Below are 18,041 nucleotides of genomic sequence, written 5' to 3'. Positions count from 1 at the left end.
TTATGTCTGCTTTCCCGAAAGAGTTTCTCTGGGGCGCGGCTACCGCAGCGTATCAGGTTGAAGGTGCGCATGATGTTGACGGTAAAGGCCCTTCTATCTGGGATACCTTCTCCCACCTGCCCGGCACCACGTATCAAGGCACCAATGGCGACGTGGCTGTCGATCACTATCATCGTTTCCGTGAAGACGTGGCGCTGATGGCGGAAATGGGCATGCAGAGCTACCGCTTCTCCATCTCATGGCCGCGCCTGCTGCCGCAAGGCCGTGGCACTATCAACGAAGCCGGGGTCAAGTTCTACAGCGATCTGATCGATGCGCTGCTGGAACACAACATCGAGCCGATGATCACCCTGTACCATTGGGATCTGCCGCAGGCGTTGCAGGACGAAGGCGGCTGGGAAGCCCGCAGCACTGCGGAAGCCTTCGAAGAGTACGCTCGCCTGTGCTACCAGCGCTACGGCGATCGCGTCAAACTCTGGTCGACTTTCAATGAAACCGTATGCTTTATCGGCTTCGGCTACATCACCGGCGGCCATCCACCGGGTGTGAAAAGCCCGGCGCGGGCGCTACAAGCCTGCCACCATGTGTTTGTCGCCCATGCCAAAGCGGTGGCAGCGTTCCGCACCAGCGGTATCGATGGCAAGATCGGCTTTGTGAACGTGCTGCAAACCCATACCCCGCTCAGCCAATCGCCAGAAGATCTGGCCGCCTATCAGTTGGCAGAAGGCATTTTCACTCATTGGCTGTACGATCCGGTGCTGAAAGGTGAATATCCGGCAGAACTGCTGGCACAAGCGCAGGCGGTGTGGGGCGTGCCACAGTTTGCCCCAGGCGATGAACAGTTGCTGCGTGACAATATCTGTGACTTTATCGGCCTGAATTACTATAAGCGTGAAACCATCGCCGCCAATGAGCATGAGTCACACCTGACCATGAATACCTCTGGCGAGAAAGGCAAAGGCCATCAGCAAGGTAACGAGTTCGGCTTCAAAGGGTTGTTCAAATTTGTGCGTAACCCGACCGGGGTTTATACCGACTGGGACTGGGAGATTTACCCGCAGGGCCTGACCGAAGGCATCATGAACATCAAGGCGCGTTACGGCGATATTCCTATGTATATCACCGAGAACGGCCTGGGTGCCAAAGACCCGATTATCAATGGTGAAGTGGTGGATGACGATCGTATCGACTATCTGCGCCAACACATTGGGGCGATTGAAGATGCCATCAACCAAGGCGCGGATGTACGCGGCTATTATCCGTGGTCATTTATCGATTTGCTGAGCTGGCTCAATGGCTTCCAGAAGCAGTACGGCTTTGTGTACGTTGATCACAACAAGGGTCTGGCGCGCCAGCGTAAAAAGAGTTTCTTCTGGTATCAGAAGTTGATTGGTAGCAATGGGGCGGAGCGGTAATCCTACTGTTAGGGGCGCAGCCTATTGCGCCCATTATGCTTTAAATAATTCGAGTTGCCTGTAGACGGCAAGTCCGAGAGTCGCCAGGAGCATAGGCCACTATGTGACTGGTGCGAGCGGACGTAGCTAACACCCAGGCAACTTGAAGTATGACAAGTATATCCATCTGATTGATATTGATGACGAACCGGCCATTACCCGTTAAGCTATGCGGCTTATCATGCTAAATCATGTCACTCAGGACACCGTTATGACTCAAGCTGAATACTCCCGCATCGGCGGTTGGCTGCTGGCCCCCATGGCCTATTTGATCGTCACCCTGCTTAGCGCCAGCCTGATGTTACTGCTGTACGGTATGGCGATCTTTAAGCCGGAATCACGCGAATACCTGATCACCAACGCCCAGGCGTTTACCCTGCAGTGGTATTTCTCGGTGCTCACCGCGCTGGTGATGTGGTGCTTTACCCTGTATCTGCTGTGGCTGTTCTGCCAGCGCTCGCAGCGCTTCCCGAAACTGTTTCTGCTCTGGTTGCTGATCACCGTGCTGCTGGCGATCAAAGCCTTCGCTTTCTCCCCGGTATCGGATGAAATGGCGGTGCGCAGCCTCATGTGGCCGCTGCTGATGGCCGCCTTGCTGGTGCCCTATATCAAGCGTTCCAAACGCGTAAAAGGCACATTTACCGAGCAGTAAGTGCGAATTTTCATCAAAAGACACAAAAAAGCGCGATACCCCTGCGATTCATCGGTTGTCGTTAGGCCGCCAATTCCCGATAATAGGCGGCTTTTATTTTTTTAGGCATCGCAATGACCGAATACCTGCTTCTGTTTGTCGGCACCGTGCTGGTGAATAACTTTGTCCTGGTGAAGTTTCTGGGCCTGTGCCCATTTATGGGCGTTTCCAAAAAACTGGAAAGCGCCATCGGCATGGGCATGGCCACCACTTTCGTGATGACCATGGCCTCTGTCTGCGCCTGGCTCATCAACAGTTTTATCCTGATCCCATTGGATCTGGTGTATCTGCGCACGCTGTCTTTCATTCTGGTGATCGCCGTTGTGGTGCAATTTACCGAAATGGTGGTGCGCAAAACCAGCCCGGCGCTGTATCGCCTGTTGGGGATCTTCCTGCCGTTGATCACCACCAACTGCGCCGTGCTGGGTGTTGCGCTGCTTAACGTCAATCTGGGCTATAACTTCTTGCAGTCTGCGGTCTATGGCTTCAGCGCCGCCGCAGGCTTCTCGCTGGTGATGGTGCTGTTTGCCGCCATTCGTGAACGTTTGGCAGTCGCCGACGTCCCAGCCCCCTTCCGTGGTTCTTCAATCGCGCTGATCACCGCCGGATTGATGTCGCTGGCCTTTATGGGCTTTACCGGGTTGGTGAAATTCTAATGACCGCGTTGTGGATAGCGATTGCCGCATTAAGTGCATTAGGTCTGCTGTTCGGCGTGGTGCTGGGCTTTGCCGCGCGCCGTTTTGAAGTGGAAGAAGATCCGGTGGCCGAGCAGGTGGATGAGATCCTGCCGCAGAGCCAGTGCGGTCAATGTGGTTATCCAGGCTGCCGCCCGTATGCCGAAGCCGTCGCTAACGGCGAGATGATCAACAAATGTGCCCCCGGTGGCGAGCAGGTAATGCTGAAGCTGGCCGAGTTGCTCAACGTTGAACCGCAACCGCTAGACGGCGGCGAAGCGGTGGCCGAGCCGGTGCGCAAAGTAGCGTTTATCGATGAAGCCAACTGCATCGGCTGCACCAAGTGCATTCAAGCCTGCCCGGTTGATGCCATTGTTGGCGCGACGCGCGCCATGCATACGGTGATTACCGATCTCTGTACCGGCTGCGACCTGTGCGTCGCGCCCTGCCCAACCGATTGTATTGAAATGAAACCGGTCGCCACCACTACCGCCAGTTGGAAGTGGGATATGCAGGCCATTCCGGTGCAAGTGATTCACGTGGAGCCACATGTTTAATCTGTTCACCGCCTTCAAAAAAGACCGGATTTGGGATTTCGACGGTGGCATTCATCCACCAGAAATGAAAACCCAATCCAGCGGTGTGCCGCTGCGCGTGGTTCCCCTGCCTGCCGTATTTATCATCCCGCTGCAACAGCATTTGGGGCCGGAAGGCGAGCTGTGCGTTAAGGCCGGTGATCGCGTATTGAAAGGCCAACCGCTGACCTTTGGTCGTGGCCGCACCTTGCCGGTGCACGCACCGACGTCGGGTACCATCCGCGCCATTGAACCCCATGTCACTGCCCACCCTTCAGGATTGGCAGAGCTGTGCGTGATCATCGAGCCGGACGGCGAAGATCGTTGGTGTGAACTGACGCCGGTGGCGGATTACCACCAATTGGATGCGGAAGAGCTGATCCAGCGTATCCACCAGGCCGGGATTGCGGGCTTGGGCGGTGCGGGCTTCCCCACCGCCAGTAAGTTACAGGGCGGCAGCCACCAGGTTGAAACGCTGATCCTGAATGCTGCCGAATGTGAACCCTATATTACCGCCGACGATCGGCTGATGCAGGAGCATGCCGATCAGATCCTTGAAGGCACCCAAATCCTGCGCCATTTGCTGCAACCCAAGTTGACGCTGATCGGCATTGAAGACAACAAACCGCAGGCGATTGCCGCCCTAAAAACCGCATTACGCGCTCATCCCGACATCCAATTACGGGTGATCCCGACAAAATACCCTTCCGGTGGGGCCAAGCAGTTAACCAAGATCCTGACCGGCAAAGAAGTGCCGCACGGTAAACATTCGTCTTCCATCGGTGTATTAATGCAAAACGTCGGTACCGCGTTCGCCATCAAACGCGCGATTATCGATGGTGAACCGCTGATTGAACGTGTGGTGACCCTGACGGGTGAAGCAATGAGCCAACCCGGCAACGTCTGGGCGCGCCTCGGTACACCGGTTCAACATCTGTTGGCGTTTGGCGGTTTCCAGCCGCAACAACAGCAGATGGTGATTATGGGTGGCCCGTTGATGGGCTTTACCCTGCCTTCGCTGAATGTGCCGGTAGTCAAAATCAGCAACTGCCTGCTAGCCCCAACGATCGACGAAATGGCCCCGCAAGAACAGGAGCAATCCTGCATCCGTTGCGGACTGTGCGTCGATGCCTGCCCAGCCGGATTGCTACCGCAGCAGCTTTACTGGTTCAGCAAAGGTGACGAACACCAGAAAGCACGCAACCATAATCTGTTCGACTGCATTGAATGTGGCGCCTGTGCTTATGTTTGCCCGAGCAATATTCCGCTGGTGCAGTATTACCGCCAGGAAAAGGCCGAGATCAAGGCACAGGATCAGGAAGCGGCACGCGCCGCAGAAGCCAAGGCGCGTTATGAAGCCAAACTGGCCCGATTAGAACGGGAAAAGCTGGCGCGGGAAGATCGCCATAAAAAAGCCGCAGTGAAACTGACTGACAGCGATCAAGATGCCGTCAGCGCCGCTTTGGCGCGCGTGCGCAGCAAAAACAGTGAAGCCGCAGGTATGATCATTACCGGGCTGGTGCCAGACAACAGTGCCGTCATTGCCGCTCGCGAAGCGCGAAAAGCGCAGGCCAGAGAACGTAAAGCTCAGTTAGAGCAAACGGAAACCCCAGTAACTCCGGCAACGGAAGACGCTGATCCACGCAAAGCTGCGGTTGCTGCCGCACTCGCTCGCGTAAAAGCCAAAAAAGCCGCGCAGCAGGAGTCACCGGCTACCGCTATTGAACCTGCTGAGCCTGCCGCAGAGGAAGATCCGCGCAAAGCTGCGGTGGCCGCCGCCATCGCCCGCGTAAAAGCCAAGAAAGCCGCGCAGCAGGAGTCACCGGCTACCGCTCTTGAACCGGCTGAACCAGTCGCAGAGGAAGATCCGCGCAAAGCTGCGGTGGCCGCCGCCATCGCCCGTGTGAAGGCCAAGAAGGCTGCCCAGCAACTCGCCACCGCAGATAAAGAGTAGTGAAAGGAGCCTTGCAGAACGCAAGGCCCCGTTTAATCGATGGAAATCAGATAGGTGTAATTGATATCAATCTGGCGCAGTTTGGCATCCTGTTGCCACTCTTTGGCTTCGAGCATTTCCATCTCCACGCTGCCTTTTACCTCATTAAGCAACCCGGGCCTCACGTTGGCAATCAGGTAAGAAACAAACTGACCGCACTCTTTCGCCGTTCCCTGATGGCTGATAGAGATATATTCCCGCCCAGGAACATGAATATTATCAATATGATGGCCAGAAAGAATATCTTTCTTATGCTCAGGTTCTACCGCCATGACGTGCGTGGATAAACACTCGTCATCACCAGACTCACGCGAAGAATGGATGCTGAACACCTTGTGGCATTCAACATTCAGACCTCTGAAAAAATCTTTAAAAATCTCGGTTTTCATCGCCACACAGGAAGAAAGCTCCATCTCTTCCGAAGCCTCAAACTCCAGTTCACGCGTGAACCCCACCAGATGCATATCCGGCAGCGTCAGCCGTTTCACTTCGGGGTAAAAACCCGCTTCATAACGCGCATCGAAGTTAAAGCGCGGCATCAGGTTTTTCACATCCCATTTATCCATGGTGCGGTAACGGTTTGGCGTGGTGCCGAATCGCTGTTTGAACATACGGGTAAAGGTCTGCTGAGAGTCAAAACCCAGTTCATCTGAGATATCAATAATCGAACGGTTGGTGATGCGCAAGGCAACAGCGGCGCGGGTAAGAATACGTGAGCGAATGTAGGTGGCAAGCTGGATGCCGGTAATACGCTTGAATTTGCGCTGCAGATGCCATTTGGAATAACCGGAAATCCGTGCGACTTCATCAAGATTGGGCCGCGTTTCCAGATGAATTTCTACCCACTCAATCAGTTCTTCAATAAAAAAAATGTCTTCATTAGTCATTATTATATGTTCACCAACTTAATAATACCCGGGATAGTAACCTATCTAGATTATATGAATGTTGTTATTTTGTGCGGATAATCGCCACCAAAATAACCTGTTAGTCGTACCTGCACCTATCGTTATCGAACGTTTTATACGCGAAAACGCTCAATATCAGATTAACCTAGCGCATGTTTATGGCGAAAAAAAACCCATTGTGCCATTGACGAGCGCTCTTCCTGGCAGCAAAGTCTTAAACCTGAATATCCTTATGATTAGCACGTATTACCCTAGGTATGAATGAGGTAGAATGCAGCGCTGTAATTTCCCTCGGTGCCTGTAGCAAAGGGCGCTGTGAACGTGCTGATAACATGGCAAAGAAATGGTAGTGACTCTATGAAGTTCAGGCCGGTACAACAAACAGCCACCAAAGGCTTACACATCGCCAGTTCCCCTTTTACTCATAACCAGCAAAGCACCCGCCGTATCATGCTTTGGGTGATGTTGGCCTGCATTCCCGGCATGGCCGCGCAGGTGTGGTTCTTTGGTTATGGCAACCTGGTGCAAACGGCGTTGGCGATGGTGACGGCGCTGCTGGCAGAAGCCGCGGTTCTGGCGCTGCGCAAACAGCCGGTACGCGCCCGCTTGGCGGACAATTCGGCCCTGCTTACCGCGCTGTTGCTGGGGATCAGCCTACCACCTCTTGCCCCTTGGTGGATGATCGTGATCGGGACCTTGTTTGCGATCGTCATTGCCAAGCAACTCTATGGTGGCCTGGGGCAGAACCCGTTCAACCCGGCCATGGTCGGCTACGTGGTACTTCTGATCTCCTTCCCGGTGCAAATGACCAGTTGGCTACCACCGGATGAACTACGCGCCACCGCGCTGTCGCTGCAAGATACCCTACTGAGTATTTTCACTGGCCACACCGCCCAAGGGGCAACCATCCATCAGCTACAGCTGGGGGTTGACGGTATCAGCCAGGCAACGCCGCTCGATGGGTTTAAAACCGGTCTGCGCAGCGGCCATTCTGTGGAACAGGTGCTGCAACAACCGCTGTTTGGCGGCGCGCTTGGCGGTATCGGCTGGCAGTGGATTAACTTGGGCTTTCTGGCCGGGGGTCTGTTTATGCTGGGCCGCAGGCTGATCCACTGGCAAATCCCCTTCAGTATGCTGGCCGCGATTGCACTGTGTTCGGGGTTAGCGTGGCTGCTGGAGCCCGCGCAGCAGGCATCACCGTTGATCCATCTGTTCTCGGGGGCCACCATGCTGGGTGCGTTCTTTATCGCCACCGATCCGGTCAGCGCGTCCACCACGCCAAAAGGACGGCTGATTTATGGTGCGCTGGTGGGTTTGCTGGTCTGGCTGATCCGCGTTTATGGCGGTTACCCAGACGGTGTGGCCTTCGCCGTGCTGCTGGCCAATATTACCGTGCCATTAATCGATCACTACACGCAGCCGCGCGTGTATGGCCACCGCTGAGGAATCATCATGCTGAATTCAATGAGAAAGCATGGCATCACCCTGGCGGTGTTTGCCGCGGTGACCACCGGCTTGACCGCGATGGTCTACACCTTGACCAAAACCACCATTGCCCACCAAGCGGCGCTCCAGCAGAAAGCGTTGCTGGATCAGGTAGTGCCGCCGGAATATTACGATAACGATATGCAAAGCGAATGCTTGGTGGTCAGCGATCCAGCTTTAGGCAATGGCGCGCCGCATCATCTGTATCTGGCGCGTAAGAATGGCCAGCCGGTGGCCGCTGCGCTAGAAACCACCGCTCCGGACGGCTATTCCGGCGCGATTAAATTGCTGGTAGGAGCTGATTTCAGCGGTACCGTGCTCGGCACGCGCGTGGTGGAGCATCACGAAACGCCGGGGCTTGGCGATAAAATTGAATTACGTATTTCCGACTGGATCTCCTCCTTTAGCGGTAAAAAAGTTGCAGGCCCCGATGATAGCCGCTGGGCGGTGAAGAAAGACGGCGGTATGTTCGATCAGTTCACCGGTGCCACCATCACCCCGCGTGCGGTAGTTAATGCCGTGCGCCGTACGGCGTTGTATATGGAAACGCTGCCCTCTAAACTGGACACCTTACCTGCCTGTGGAGCCAACGAATGAGTGAAGTCAAAGAGTTAATCGTTCAGGGGCTGTGGAAAAACAACTCTGCGCTGGTGCAATTATTGGGTCTATGCCCGTTGCTGGCCGTGACTTCAACCGCCACCAACGCGCTGGGGCTGGGGCTGGCCACTACGCTGGTGCTGACCATCACCAACGGTTCTATCTCGGCCCTGCGCCGTTGGGTGCCCAGCGAAGTGCGTATTCCGATTTATGTGATGATCATCGCAGCGGCAGTCAGCATCGTGCAGATGCTGATTAACGCCTACGCGTTCGGTCTTTATCAGTCTTTGGGGATTTTTATCCCGCTCATCGTCACCAACTGCATCGTGGTAGGCCGTGCTGAGGCCATCGCCGCGAGAAAACCGGTCGGTTTAGCCTTAGTTGATGGCGTCGCCATTGGCCTGGGAGCTACGGGTGCCATGTTCGTACTCGGCTCGCTGCGCGAATTGATTGGCAACGGCACCCTGTTTGATGGTGCCGATATGCTGCTGGGCAGTTGGGCCAAGGTGCTGCGTATTGAAGTGGTGCATTTCGACACCCCGTTCCTGCTGGCGATGCTGCCACCGGGAGCCTTTATCGGCCTGGGGCTGATGCTGGCCACCAAATATGTGATCGATGAAAAAATGAAGGCGCGCAAGGCCAAGCTTTTGCTGGCTGAAGACCAAATGGAACAGGGACACGCAGAGAAAGCGTCATGAATAAAGATAAACGCCTGGAAATTCTTACCCGTTTACGCGACAGCAACCCGCATCCGACCACGGAACTGGTTTACAGCACGCCCTTTGAACTGCTGATTGCCGTGCTGCTTTCCGCACAGGCCACCGACGTCAGCGTCAACAAGGCAACCGCCAAGCTCTACCCGGTTGCCAACACTCCGGCTGCTATGTTGGCTCTGGGTGTCGATGGCGTAAAAGAGTACATCAAGACTATCGGCCTGTTTAACAGCAAGGCCGAGAACGTGATTAAAACCTGCCGTATTCTGCTGGAAAAGCACGGTTCTGAAGTGCCGGAAGATCGCGCTGCGCTGGAAGCCTTGCCCGGCGTGGGCCGCAAAACCGCCAATGTGGTGCTCAACACCGCCTTTGGCTGGCCGACCATTGCCGTGGATACACATATTTTCCGCGTTTGTAATCGCACGAATTTTGCTCCAGGGAAAAACGTCGAGCAGGTGGAAGAAAAACTGCTGAAAGTGGTCCCTGCCGCCTTCAAAGTGGACTGCCACCATTGGCTGATCCTGCATGGGCGCTATACCTGCATCGCACGCAAACCGCGCTGCGGCTCGTGCATGATCGAAGATCTGTGTGAGTATGACAGCAAAACAGAATTGTAATCATCTGCTCAACCCGGTGATTTTCAAGTCTAACAACAGCTATGGCTCAACAATTGCCGAGTTATAGCTGTATTACCCTGATATTTTGCCTAGTTAAACTCTTTAAATGCAAGGAAATGTAAAACGCCATTTGCATTATTAACTTGCAATAGATATTTGCATAATCAATATCAGGGACAGCAGATCATTTCTCACTCATTACAAAAAATCGTGATCAAGTTCAAACAAACGATAAAATAAAAACCGCCTCGTTTTTAGAATTCTATTCTAGTGATGGTGCGGAGACGTTATTCAGCCGCGCACCAAGAAAGTTGATATTTATATGGCTGCTAATATTTATCCCACACCATCTACTGCGAGGGAAACATACTATGCTTGTTGATAAATTTTATCTAATGATCTTTATTTATATTGTAGTAACACTTTCTTATCTTGTGGTGTTTCGGCGAGTATTCTCGTTGCTAGCACTGCAAAAATGGTCGTTATCTGAGGCTTTATCTGAACCTCCGACACCACCTAACCCAACCGTGGCAGCCCCCGTTTCTCCAACCAAACCCTTTGCCAGTTCCAGTCGTTTAATCGCTTTTGTTGGCATGGTAATCATCTCTATTATTTTTGTCGGCACTGGATACTATGCGCTTTATGCATTATTTTATGATGCAGCCACACTGAGTGATAACTTAACGTCCGTTGGGAAATATTTAATGTTTGGAGGCACGTTGTTTGCCCCGTACCTTTTTAATAAAGTATCAACCATTGGGCAATAATAAAATAGCAAAGTGTGAAGCCCTCATTTAAAACAAATGAGGATCGAACGAACGGTTTTACACCTTGACTTAAATTGATGTCTATTAGACTACTTCTTGATATGCTTGGCCTTTAAAAAGGATATATCCTAAGGCAATGTAATTATCCTCTCCAAATATATAAAGGAAAAATGATGATCAACTATGTCATGACGGTCAGAGCAATAAGTAATAACCAGTTCACCTCCGACGTGGGGGAGACTCATTTTTTGATGGTTCCAGATACTCAACAGCCTTCCCCTGCACACGCAGTGCCGAAAGATGTGTGGTATGCGGCAGTCATGCAAGATGCTATCTGGGACTCAAACCCCGGCCATCAGCGCGGTGATATCCTGTTTATCGTACATGGCTATAACATGAGCGAGAGCGAAGTTATCGAGCGCCACCGCTTGCTGGAACGGGATCTGGCCGCCGCATCGTTTAAGGGCTGCATTGTCTCATTTGACTGGCCCAGCGGGAACGATGCGCTGGCCTACCTGAAAGACCGCAACAAGGCCAAGCTCACTGCAATGGCCCTGGTCAGTGACGGCATCGCCAAGCTGGCTGAACGACAAACACCCAACTGCTCAACCAATATTCACCTGCTCGGGCACTCTACCGGCGCGTACGTATTGCGCGAAGCCTTTAATGATGCGGATGACAGCCTACTGAGTAACAATAGTTGGACCGTCAGTCAGGTGATTTTTGCCGCCGGAGATGTGTCGGCAGATTCGATGTCAGCCAACGATCGCGGTACCAGTTCGATTTACCGTCACAGCGTGCGCCTGACCAATTATTCCAGCTACCATGATGAGGCTTTGGGTATTTCCAACGTTAAACGCGTTGGTGTGGCACCGCGCGTAGGCCGCGTGGGCCTGCCAGCAGATGCTCCGAACAGCGCCATTAATGTTGATTGCACCACTTATTACGAGGCGTTGGCCGCAGAACCTTCCAGCATCATCGCCACTGACCAACCAACCGGTTTTGTTGGGATGCAATCTCACTCCTGGTATTTCGGCAACCGTATTTTCGCAATTGATTTGTTCAACGTGATTATTGGTACCGACCGCAGAGTGATTAAAACTAGGGAGCAGGATACCAACGGCCATCTGCTGTTGAAACATATCTGAACCGGTAAGGGGGCCTGGGATATGGGCAAAACCCACACAGCGCCCCCCTACCAAGCAGCCACCGTAGCGATTTTTTATCAAAATGTGATACCACTCAGCCTTGCTTATGCTGGCGCCACTGATTTGGTGGAAAACGCATTGCTGAGATATTTTTAAGAAAAAAATTAGACAAAGATTGCCCGCAACATCACGTTTTCACGATCACATTTCATTTACATCCCCCCCCAATTTTTCCAGATCTCTATAATTTTACAAAAATCAGTTTATGCGCAATGATTGATTGAGTTATTTAACTTAACCATTGAGATGAACTGTTAGAAAATGAATTAGCAGAAGATATCTCCAAATTCATGGCGGCGACATTTTATTCAAAACAAAAAGTTGATAAAGCCAGACAACTCAAACGTTAGTACTGCATAAAATTTGTAACATAGTTGCATAACGCCATGAGTGTTATCTGTAACAGAACATGTCAAAAAGCTTGCCTCGTTGACAAAGATAGTGAACATTACCCGCCGTCATTTACTCCTATAACAAGCAAAGGATGCAGCCCTGCATCACTTTTGCTCTTTCCCGTCGCGATAATACGGGAAGTGAAAAATCAGAGGTCCCTGTGTCAACTGCAAACAACCAACAACCGGAAAGCATAAGTCTTAACGCTTTCAAACAGCCTAAGGCGTTCTACCTGATCTTCTCGATCGAACTCTGGGAACGTTTTGGCTACTACGGCCTGCAAGGCATCATGGCCGTTTATCTGGTCAAAATGCTTGGCCTGAGCGAAGCCGACTCTATTACCCTATTCTCTTCATTCAGCGCCCTGGTGTATGGCTTTGTGGCCATCGGCGGCTGGCTGGGGGATAAAGTTCTCGGTTCAAAACGGGTGATCGTTCTGGGCGCGATGGTTCTGGCCGCCGGTTATGCCATGGTGGCGTATTCCGGTCACGATGTGTTCTGGGTCTATCTGGGTATGGCGACCATCGCCGTGGGTAGCGGTCTGTTCAAGGCCAACCCGTCTTCCCTGCTTTCTACCTGCTATGAGAAAGACGATCCGCGTTTGGACGGTGCATTCACCATGTACTATATGTCCGTCAATATCGGTTCGTTCTTCTCCATGCTGGCTACGCCTTGGCTGGCAGCAAAATATGGCTGGAGCGTTGCTTTCTCACTGAGCGTCGTCGGTATGCTGATCACGCTGGTCAACTTTATGCTGTGCCACGGCTGGGTTAAGCAGCACGGCTCAAAACCGGACTTTCAGCCGCTACAGGTTCATAAACTGCTGATGGTGTTAGTCGGAGTTGTTGCGCTGATCGCGCTCTCCAGTTGGCTGCTGCACAACCAGACTATTGCACGCTGGGCGCTGGCCATCATTTCTGTGGGGATCGTTATCGTGTTCGCCAAGGAAACCTTTGCGCTGCAAGGTGCGGCACGCCGCAAGATGATCGTAGCCTTCCTGCTGATGCTGGAAGCGGTAGTCTTCTTCGTGCTGTACAGCCAGATGCCAACCTCACTGAACTTCTTCGCCATCCACAACGTTGAGCACAACATTCTGGGCATTGCCTTTGAACCCGAACAGTATCAGGCGCTGAACCCGTTCTGGATCATGCTGGCCAGCCCGATCCTGGCGGCGCTGTATAACAAGATGGGCGATCGCCTGCCAATGCCGCACAAGTTTGCCTTCGGCATGATCCTCTGCTCCGGTGCATTCCTGGTGCTGCCATGGGGTGCCAGCTTCGCTAACGATCAGGGTATCGTTTCAGTTAATTGGTTGATCCTGAGCTATGCCTTGCAGAGCATCGGTGAACTGATGATTTCCGGCTTAGGCCTGGCGATGGTGGCGCAGTTGGTACCGCAACGCCTGATGGGCTTTATCATGGGATCCTGGTTCCTGACCACCGCTGCGGCAGCGCTGATTGCCGGTAAGGTTGCAGGGCTGACCGCGGTGCCAAGCGATATCAACGATGCGCATGCCTCACTGGCGATTTATAGCCACGTGTTTATGCAGATCGGTATCGCTACCGCCGTTATCGCCGTCCTGATGATGTTGACGGCACCGAAGCTGTACCGCATGACGTTGGATACCGCAGAAGATACCGAAGCAAAAGCGCAGGCCGCTACCGCTCACTGATGCCGGTCGCCGTTGCACAAAAAACGCCGGGGCTGATAACCCCGGCGTTTTTTATGGGAGCCTCACTATTTTTTCTCGCCGCAACAGCACATAACCCCCTGAATCCGCATATAATAGAGCGCCGAATAACCAACCTGGACGATCCCCTATGTCATTCTCTCCCCTACGCCGCAAATTGCTTTTGGCTGCGGCTGCTATTCCTGCCATCAGCGCACTCAATCCCTTGCTGGCGTATGCCGCCAATAGCGCATTACAACAGCTCGCAGCGCTGGAAAAATCCTCCGGCGGCCGCCTTGGGGTGGTGGCTATCAATACCGCCGATGGCAAAACGCTGCAACTGAACGGCGAACAGCGTTTTCCGTTCTGTAGCACCTTCAAAGTGATAGCGACCAGTGCCATTTTGCAGCACAGCCTGAGCAATAGTGATTTTATGCAGCAACGCATCCGCTACCAGAAAAGCGATCTGGTGGCCTATTCGCCGATCACTGAAAAACACCTCGATAGCGGTATGACCGTGGCCGAACTGTGCGCTGCTGCACTCCAGTACAGCGATAACACCGCCGTCAACCTGCTGATGAAACAGCTCGGCGGGCCTGCGGCCATTACCGCCTATGCGCGCAGCATTGGTGATACCACCTTCCGTCTGGATCGCTGGGAAACCGAGCTCAACAGCGCTATTCCAGGTGATGAACGCGATACCACCACGCCAGCGGCCATGGCGGCCAGCTTGCAGAAATTAGCCTTGGGCAATGCGTTGCCACAAGCGCAGCGCGAACAACTGGTAGCCTGGATGAAAGGCAATACCACCGGTGATAAGCGCATCCGGGCAGGCATGCCAGCCGGTGCGATGGTTGCTGATAAAACCGGGGGTGGCGACTACGGCACCACTAACGATATTGGGATCGTTTGGCGAGAGAACCGTGCCCCACTGGTGATTGCCGTATACTTCACGCAACCGCAGCAAGATGCCAAAGCCAACAATGAGGTCATCGCCTCTGCGGCACGCATTGTCAGCCAAGCGTTTGCTTAAGCCATACCTTATTCAGAAGCGCTCAATCACCGGCAGGATAAACCCCAGATCGCCTTGCGGCAGCGCGATGCCTAACGCACGCGCTGCCAACTCAGCCACACGAAAGTCGATATCAGCGGCTTCCCCCTCTTCCAGAAACCAGGCGGCGGAAAGCCCGGCCCAGGACAGGATCCATTGCAACAGGCGGCTGCGTTCCAGCCCGGCCAATGCACAAACCTGCTCGACGCGGCGATGAAAGATATCGGGATCGGTGGCAACACCGTAATTGGGATTGCAGAAGATGTTGGCATAGTCAAACCCACGCTCGCCATACAGGCGTTTAGGATCGATCGCCAGCCAGCCGCGCTCGGCAAAGTCCAGCACGTTGTCATGATGAATATCGCCGTGCAGCACGCCTTGTTCACGTGGGCTGGTCAGCAACTCCGCCGCTGCCGTGGCGCTCAGGCGCAACATGCCTCCGTGGGCCTGCGCTGCGGGCCACAAAGCGTTAAACCATTGGTGTAGCGGGATCAGATCGGGAAAGGGTTCAGCGCGTGGCGCATGCAGCCGGGCGATCGCCTGACAAAGAATTTCGGTGGCCCGCGCATCCTCGCCACCGCGCACCATCTGCGCCAGCGATCCGCCGCCCATCGCCCGCTCCAACAAGATACCGTCATCGTGCCAAGCCAGAACTCGCGCAGCACCTTCGCCTTGCCACCAGCACATCAGCAGGCCGCCGAACTTTTCTTCCTGTTCACGAGCAATCTTCAACATGGCTGGCAAGCCTTGATAACGTACCGGCATCAGCAAACTGCTGTGCGTTTCGAACGCTGTTCCATCAGGTTCAAGTTGCCAACGTTGCAGATAAGGAATAAATGCCTGGTTCATCCCCTTGGTGCATCCTTATTGCGTGAACGACTTGCTGGGATGATAGTATTGCTTGGCAATATACTGCAAAACTTTTGTCAGCACGGTATACCCTACGAACATCTGGGTATAGTGCGGTTATCTTGAAAAATACTCTAAATATGCAGCTTGAAGTATAACGAGTAGAACTTGTGGGGTTTATCATGTCGCTAATAAAACGCACCAATTATCCACAATTACCCAAGCCTGGCGGGCCTTACGTGCATGCAGTCCGGCATGCAGACACATTATATATCTCGGGATTAACCGCGTTCACTACCGAGGCTCAAGGGCGAAAAGCCTCACACCAGGCGCGCGCCATACTCGAACAGTTGGCCACCATCGCCGCCAGCGAGGGAACTAACCTTAAGTCTCTGGTCAAAATCAGCGTATTTCTGACCGACATCGCCGATTTGGCGGCGATCCGCGAAGTGCTGTTTGATTATCTGGATGGTGCACTGCCAGCGAGCTCATTGATGGTCGTCAACGCCCTGTTTTCACCCGAGCTTAACGTTGAGATCGAAGCGATCCTCGCCTTATGAATCTGGGGCGCTGTCATGCGCCCTTAAAGCCCTTTAACTTCATCCACCTGATGATGAAAAACGTAAGGATCGGAGATCAGGGCAAAAGCGTCATCGTCTGGGTAAGTCACCGCCACGTGATAATCGTCGCCAGCAAAGCATTTGATGGCCTGCCATGACTCCCAATAGGTGGCCAGAAAAAAGTGGGCATACTCGCCCTGAACTTCCTGCCTGACAAAGGCACCACAATTACCTACGACAGATTCCGCATGCTGTACACCGGTGACGGCCAAATGGTCGGCAAACCCTTGCCGATACGCTACAGGCACACAGCCGTGCCAGGTTCTGACGATCATAACTCCCCCTTTTGAATAAAAAACCAAGAATAACGAATAAATAACCTATCACTTTTTGGGCTGACTTCAATATCTCGCTGCGTAGCTTTTGTACAAAGGCTGAAAAACTACTGTACTCGTCGATAACCTCTCTGCCGCCAAGCGAAATATTCTGGTAATTTACGCATGAGAAACTGACCACGAGTGGATGATTATGCAGCAAAAGCCGATTCTGCACGAAGCCAGACAACTGAAACGCCTTAACGCAGCCACACGGCGGCAGTCACACGTCTACAAGTGGATTGCCTTGGTCGCTGGATTGGATGCACTGTTGGTGTTCTGGTATGACCGGGATATGCGTAATGTCTCTTTTTCAACGGCGGTGGCCTTAGTTTGCGGTTATTTATGGATCCGCGATCGCAATAAAGCACGCAGTTACCGGCGTGAGTACGATCGAAAATATGGTCAGCACCGTGACGGTTAACCCCACGAATAAGGAATTATCAGTGCTTGCATTAACGTTACCCCTGGAGCTATTGCAACCTTTTCACCCCTACCAAGAATTAGCCCGAGAACTGTTACCCCTGACGCTTGATGGCGATGATGGTTCTCACGATGTCGCTCACCTGCATCGTGTGTGGAAAAACGCCCGTCAGATCGCTCGCGATGAAGGAGGCGAACTGCGTATTCTTTGTGCGGCGGTTCTGTTACATGACTGTGTTGCGGTAGAAAAAAATTCGCCGCAGCGTCACTTGGCTTCACGTCTGGCGGCAGAAAAAGCGGCCACCATGCTGGCTGTGCTCGGTTGGTCTGCTACTGATATCGAAAAAACGGCACATGCGATCGAGGCACACAGTTTTTCTGCTGCTATTCCTGCGCAAACGCTAGAGGCAAAAATCCTGCAGGATGCCGACCGGCTTGATGCTATTGGCATGATTGGCATCGCCCGTTGCTTTTATATCGGTGGCCGCATGCGCAGTGCGCTTTACGATGCCGCCGATCCGCTGGCACAGCGGCGTCCTTATGACGACAAGCGTTTTGCCCTGGATCACTTCGAAACCAAGCTGTTCAAACTGCAAGATGGGTTTCAGACTTCAACTGGCCGGATGATGGCTGAGCAACGGACCGAGCGCATGCGTCGTTTCCTCAGCGAACTTCAAGAAGAAGTTTGATAACTGCGCTGCAATATTTATGTCGTAAATCCTGTACACTGAAAGTCAACTTCACAAGACAGGTGACGATAATGAAGAAACTGACGCTGAAAGACATGACGGAAAGCGAACAACGTGAAGTAAAAACCGAGCTGGACAGAGCACGAAAAAACCATGATCGTCCGTTGACCAACGCCGAACAGAACAAAGTGAAAGACGAGGCCATTGAACGCATCATGGCCGCACGTGAAAAGATTGCCAAAGCAACCCGAGCAGAACGCAAAGCCAATCGCGTGCAACCCACGAGCACGACGTTTAGCTGGACGGCCTCCATCAGCACCCGCCCACATCGTTGAACGAGACCCCGCCACG

20 protein-coding genes are annotated in these 18,041 nt (G+C 53.1%); 17 read left to right on the top strand and 3 right to left on the bottom strand.

All coding sequences use genetic code 11. The annotated features are described in order from the left end of the window. Window positions 1-2 precede the first annotated feature (2 nt). From AC2A1E_RS03765 to rsxC, 5 genes are all read left to right on the top strand, one after another. Window positions 3-1,415: a glycoside hydrolase family 1 protein gene (locus tag AC2A1E_RS03765; RefSeq protein WP_484382622.1), complete on the top strand. Its 1,413-nt coding sequence runs from the start codon at window positions 3-5 to the stop codon at window positions 1,413-1,415. A gap of 250 nt (window positions 1,416-1,665) precedes the next feature. Next, complete coding sequence (locus AC2A1E_RS03760; protein WP_459398564.1) at window positions 1,666-2,106, top strand: DUF2569 domain-containing protein; 441 nt, start codon at window positions 1,666-1,668, stop codon at window positions 2,104-2,106. Between the two features lie 113 nt (window positions 2,107-2,219). Next, the gene (gene rsxA, locus AC2A1E_RS03755) at window positions 2,220-2,801 is read left to right on the top strand and encodes an electron transport complex subunit RsxA (RefSeq protein ID WP_037399631.1); all 582 of its coding nucleotides are present in this window, start codon (window positions 2,220-2,222) and stop codon (window positions 2,799-2,801) included. Then, complete coding sequence (gene rsxB / locus AC2A1E_RS03750) at window positions 2,801-3,376, top strand: electron transport complex subunit RsxB (RefSeq protein ID WP_459398565.1); 576 nt, start codon at window positions 2,801-2,803, stop codon at window positions 3,374-3,376. The genes rsxA and rsxB overlap by 1 nt, the downstream gene beginning before the upstream one ends. Beyond that, window positions 3,369-5,348 carry an electron transport complex subunit RsxC gene (gene rsxC, locus AC2A1E_RS03745; RefSeq protein ID WP_484382621.1) on the top strand — a complete coding sequence of 660 codons (1,980 nt, stop codon included), beginning with the start codon at window positions 3,369-3,371 and terminating at the stop codon, window positions 5,346-5,348. The genes rsxB and rsxC overlap by 8 nt, the downstream gene beginning before the upstream one ends. Before the next feature lie 32 nt (window positions 5,349-5,380). On the opposite strand, the gene AC2A1E_RS03740 is transcribed toward rsxC, so the two are convergent. Further along, complete coding sequence (locus AC2A1E_RS03740) at window positions 5,381-6,274, bottom strand: helix-turn-helix domain-containing protein (protein WP_484382620.1); 894 nt, start codon at window positions 6,272-6,274, stop codon at window positions 5,381-5,383. 378 nt (window positions 6,275-6,652) lie between these two features. On the opposite strand from AC2A1E_RS03740, the gene rsxD reads away from it, so the two are divergent. The 8 genes from rsxD to bla all read left to right on the top strand — a co-directional run bounded on the left by rsxD (window position 6,653) and on the right by bla (window position 14,777). Next, window positions 6,653-7,738, top strand: a complete 1,086-nt coding sequence (rsxD, locus tag AC2A1E_RS03735; protein ID WP_459398568.1) for an electron transport complex subunit RsxD — start codon at window positions 6,653-6,655, stop codon at window positions 7,736-7,738. Window positions 7,739-7,747: 9 nt separating this feature from the next. Next, on the top strand, window positions 7,748-8,377 hold the full coding sequence (gene rsxG / locus AC2A1E_RS03730; RefSeq protein WP_484382619.1) for an electron transport complex subunit RsxG: 630 nt from the start codon (window positions 7,748-7,750) through the stop codon (window positions 8,375-8,377). Beyond that, window positions 8,374-9,075: an electron transport complex subunit E gene (locus AC2A1E_RS03725; protein WP_484382618.1), complete on the top strand. Its 702-nt coding sequence runs from the start codon at window positions 8,374-8,376 to the stop codon at window positions 9,073-9,075. The genes rsxG and AC2A1E_RS03725 overlap by 4 nt, the downstream gene beginning before the upstream one ends. Further along, the gene (gene nth / locus AC2A1E_RS03720; protein ID WP_484382617.1) at window positions 9,072-9,707 is read left to right on the top strand and encodes an endonuclease III; all 636 of its coding nucleotides are present in this window, start codon (window positions 9,072-9,074) and stop codon (window positions 9,705-9,707) included. Before AC2A1E_RS03725 ends, nth begins: the two co-directional genes overlap by 4 nt. 371 nt (window positions 9,708-10,078) lie before the next feature. After that, window positions 10,079-10,474: a hypothetical protein gene (locus AC2A1E_RS03715; protein ID WP_484382616.1), complete on the top strand. Its 396-nt coding sequence runs from the start codon at window positions 10,079-10,081 to the stop codon at window positions 10,472-10,474. 170 nt (window positions 10,475-10,644) lie between these two features. Beyond that, on the top strand, window positions 10,645-11,622 hold the full coding sequence (locus tag AC2A1E_RS03710) for an alpha/beta hydrolase (protein WP_484382615.1): 978 nt from the start codon (window positions 10,645-10,647) through the stop codon (window positions 11,620-11,622). A gap of 613 nt (window positions 11,623-12,235) precedes the next feature. After that, window positions 12,236-13,747: a dipeptide/tripeptide permease DtpA gene (dtpA, locus tag AC2A1E_RS03705; RefSeq protein WP_484382614.1), complete on the top strand. Its 1,512-nt coding sequence runs from the start codon at window positions 12,236-12,238 to the stop codon at window positions 13,745-13,747. 148 nt (window positions 13,748-13,895) lie between these two features. Beyond that, window positions 13,896-14,777, top strand: coding sequence for a class A beta-lactamase (gene bla / locus AC2A1E_RS03700; protein WP_484382613.1), 882 nt, complete (start codon window positions 13,896-13,898; stop codon window positions 14,775-14,777). Between the two features lie 12 nt (window positions 14,778-14,789). On the opposite strand, the gene AC2A1E_RS03695 is transcribed toward bla, so the two are convergent. After that, a complete protein-coding gene (locus tag AC2A1E_RS03695) occupies window positions 14,790-15,644 on the bottom strand; it encodes an aminoglycoside phosphotransferase family protein (RefSeq protein ID WP_484382612.1) in 855 nt (284 codons plus the stop codon). A gap of 182 nt (window positions 15,645-15,826) precedes the next feature. Between AC2A1E_RS03695 and AC2A1E_RS03690 the strand changes: the two genes are divergently transcribed. After that, entirely contained in the window at window positions 15,827-16,204 is a 378-nt protein-coding gene (locus AC2A1E_RS03690) for a RidA family protein (RefSeq protein ID WP_484382611.1), read from the top strand. 23 nt (window positions 16,205-16,227) lie between these two features. On the opposite strand, the gene AC2A1E_RS03685 is transcribed toward AC2A1E_RS03690, so the two are convergent. Continuing rightward, on the bottom strand, window positions 16,228-16,539 hold the full coding sequence (locus AC2A1E_RS03685; protein ID WP_484382610.1) for a hypothetical protein: 312 nt from the start codon (window positions 16,537-16,539) through the stop codon (window positions 16,228-16,230). Between the two features lie 193 nt (window positions 16,540-16,732). On the opposite strand from AC2A1E_RS03685, the gene AC2A1E_RS03680 reads away from it, so the two are divergent. The 3 genes from AC2A1E_RS03680 to AC2A1E_RS03670 all read left to right on the top strand — a co-directional run bounded on the left by AC2A1E_RS03680 (window position 16,733) and on the right by AC2A1E_RS03670 (window position 18,025). Next, window positions 16,733-17,002, top strand: coding sequence for a hypothetical protein (locus tag AC2A1E_RS03680; protein WP_484382609.1), 270 nt, complete (start codon window positions 16,733-16,735; stop codon window positions 17,000-17,002). A gap of 22 nt (window positions 17,003-17,024) precedes the next feature. Beyond that, window positions 17,025-17,690 (top strand): HD domain-containing protein, encoded by a 666-nt coding sequence (locus AC2A1E_RS03675; protein WP_484382608.1) that lies wholly within the window; start codon window positions 17,025-17,027, stop codon window positions 17,688-17,690. A gap of 71 nt (window positions 17,691-17,761) precedes the next feature. Then, window positions 17,762-18,025, top strand: a complete 264-nt coding sequence (locus AC2A1E_RS03670) for a YjbD family protein (RefSeq protein WP_484382607.1) — start codon at window positions 17,762-17,764, stop codon at window positions 18,023-18,025. The last annotated feature ends 16 nt before the right edge of the window (window positions 18,026-18,041 follow it).

Source organism: Serratia sp. HNCC26DJ206, assembly GCF_057180605.1.
The sequence above is the reverse complement of the archived record's forward strand: the minus strand, read 5'-3'. Positions and strand labels throughout refer to the sequence as shown.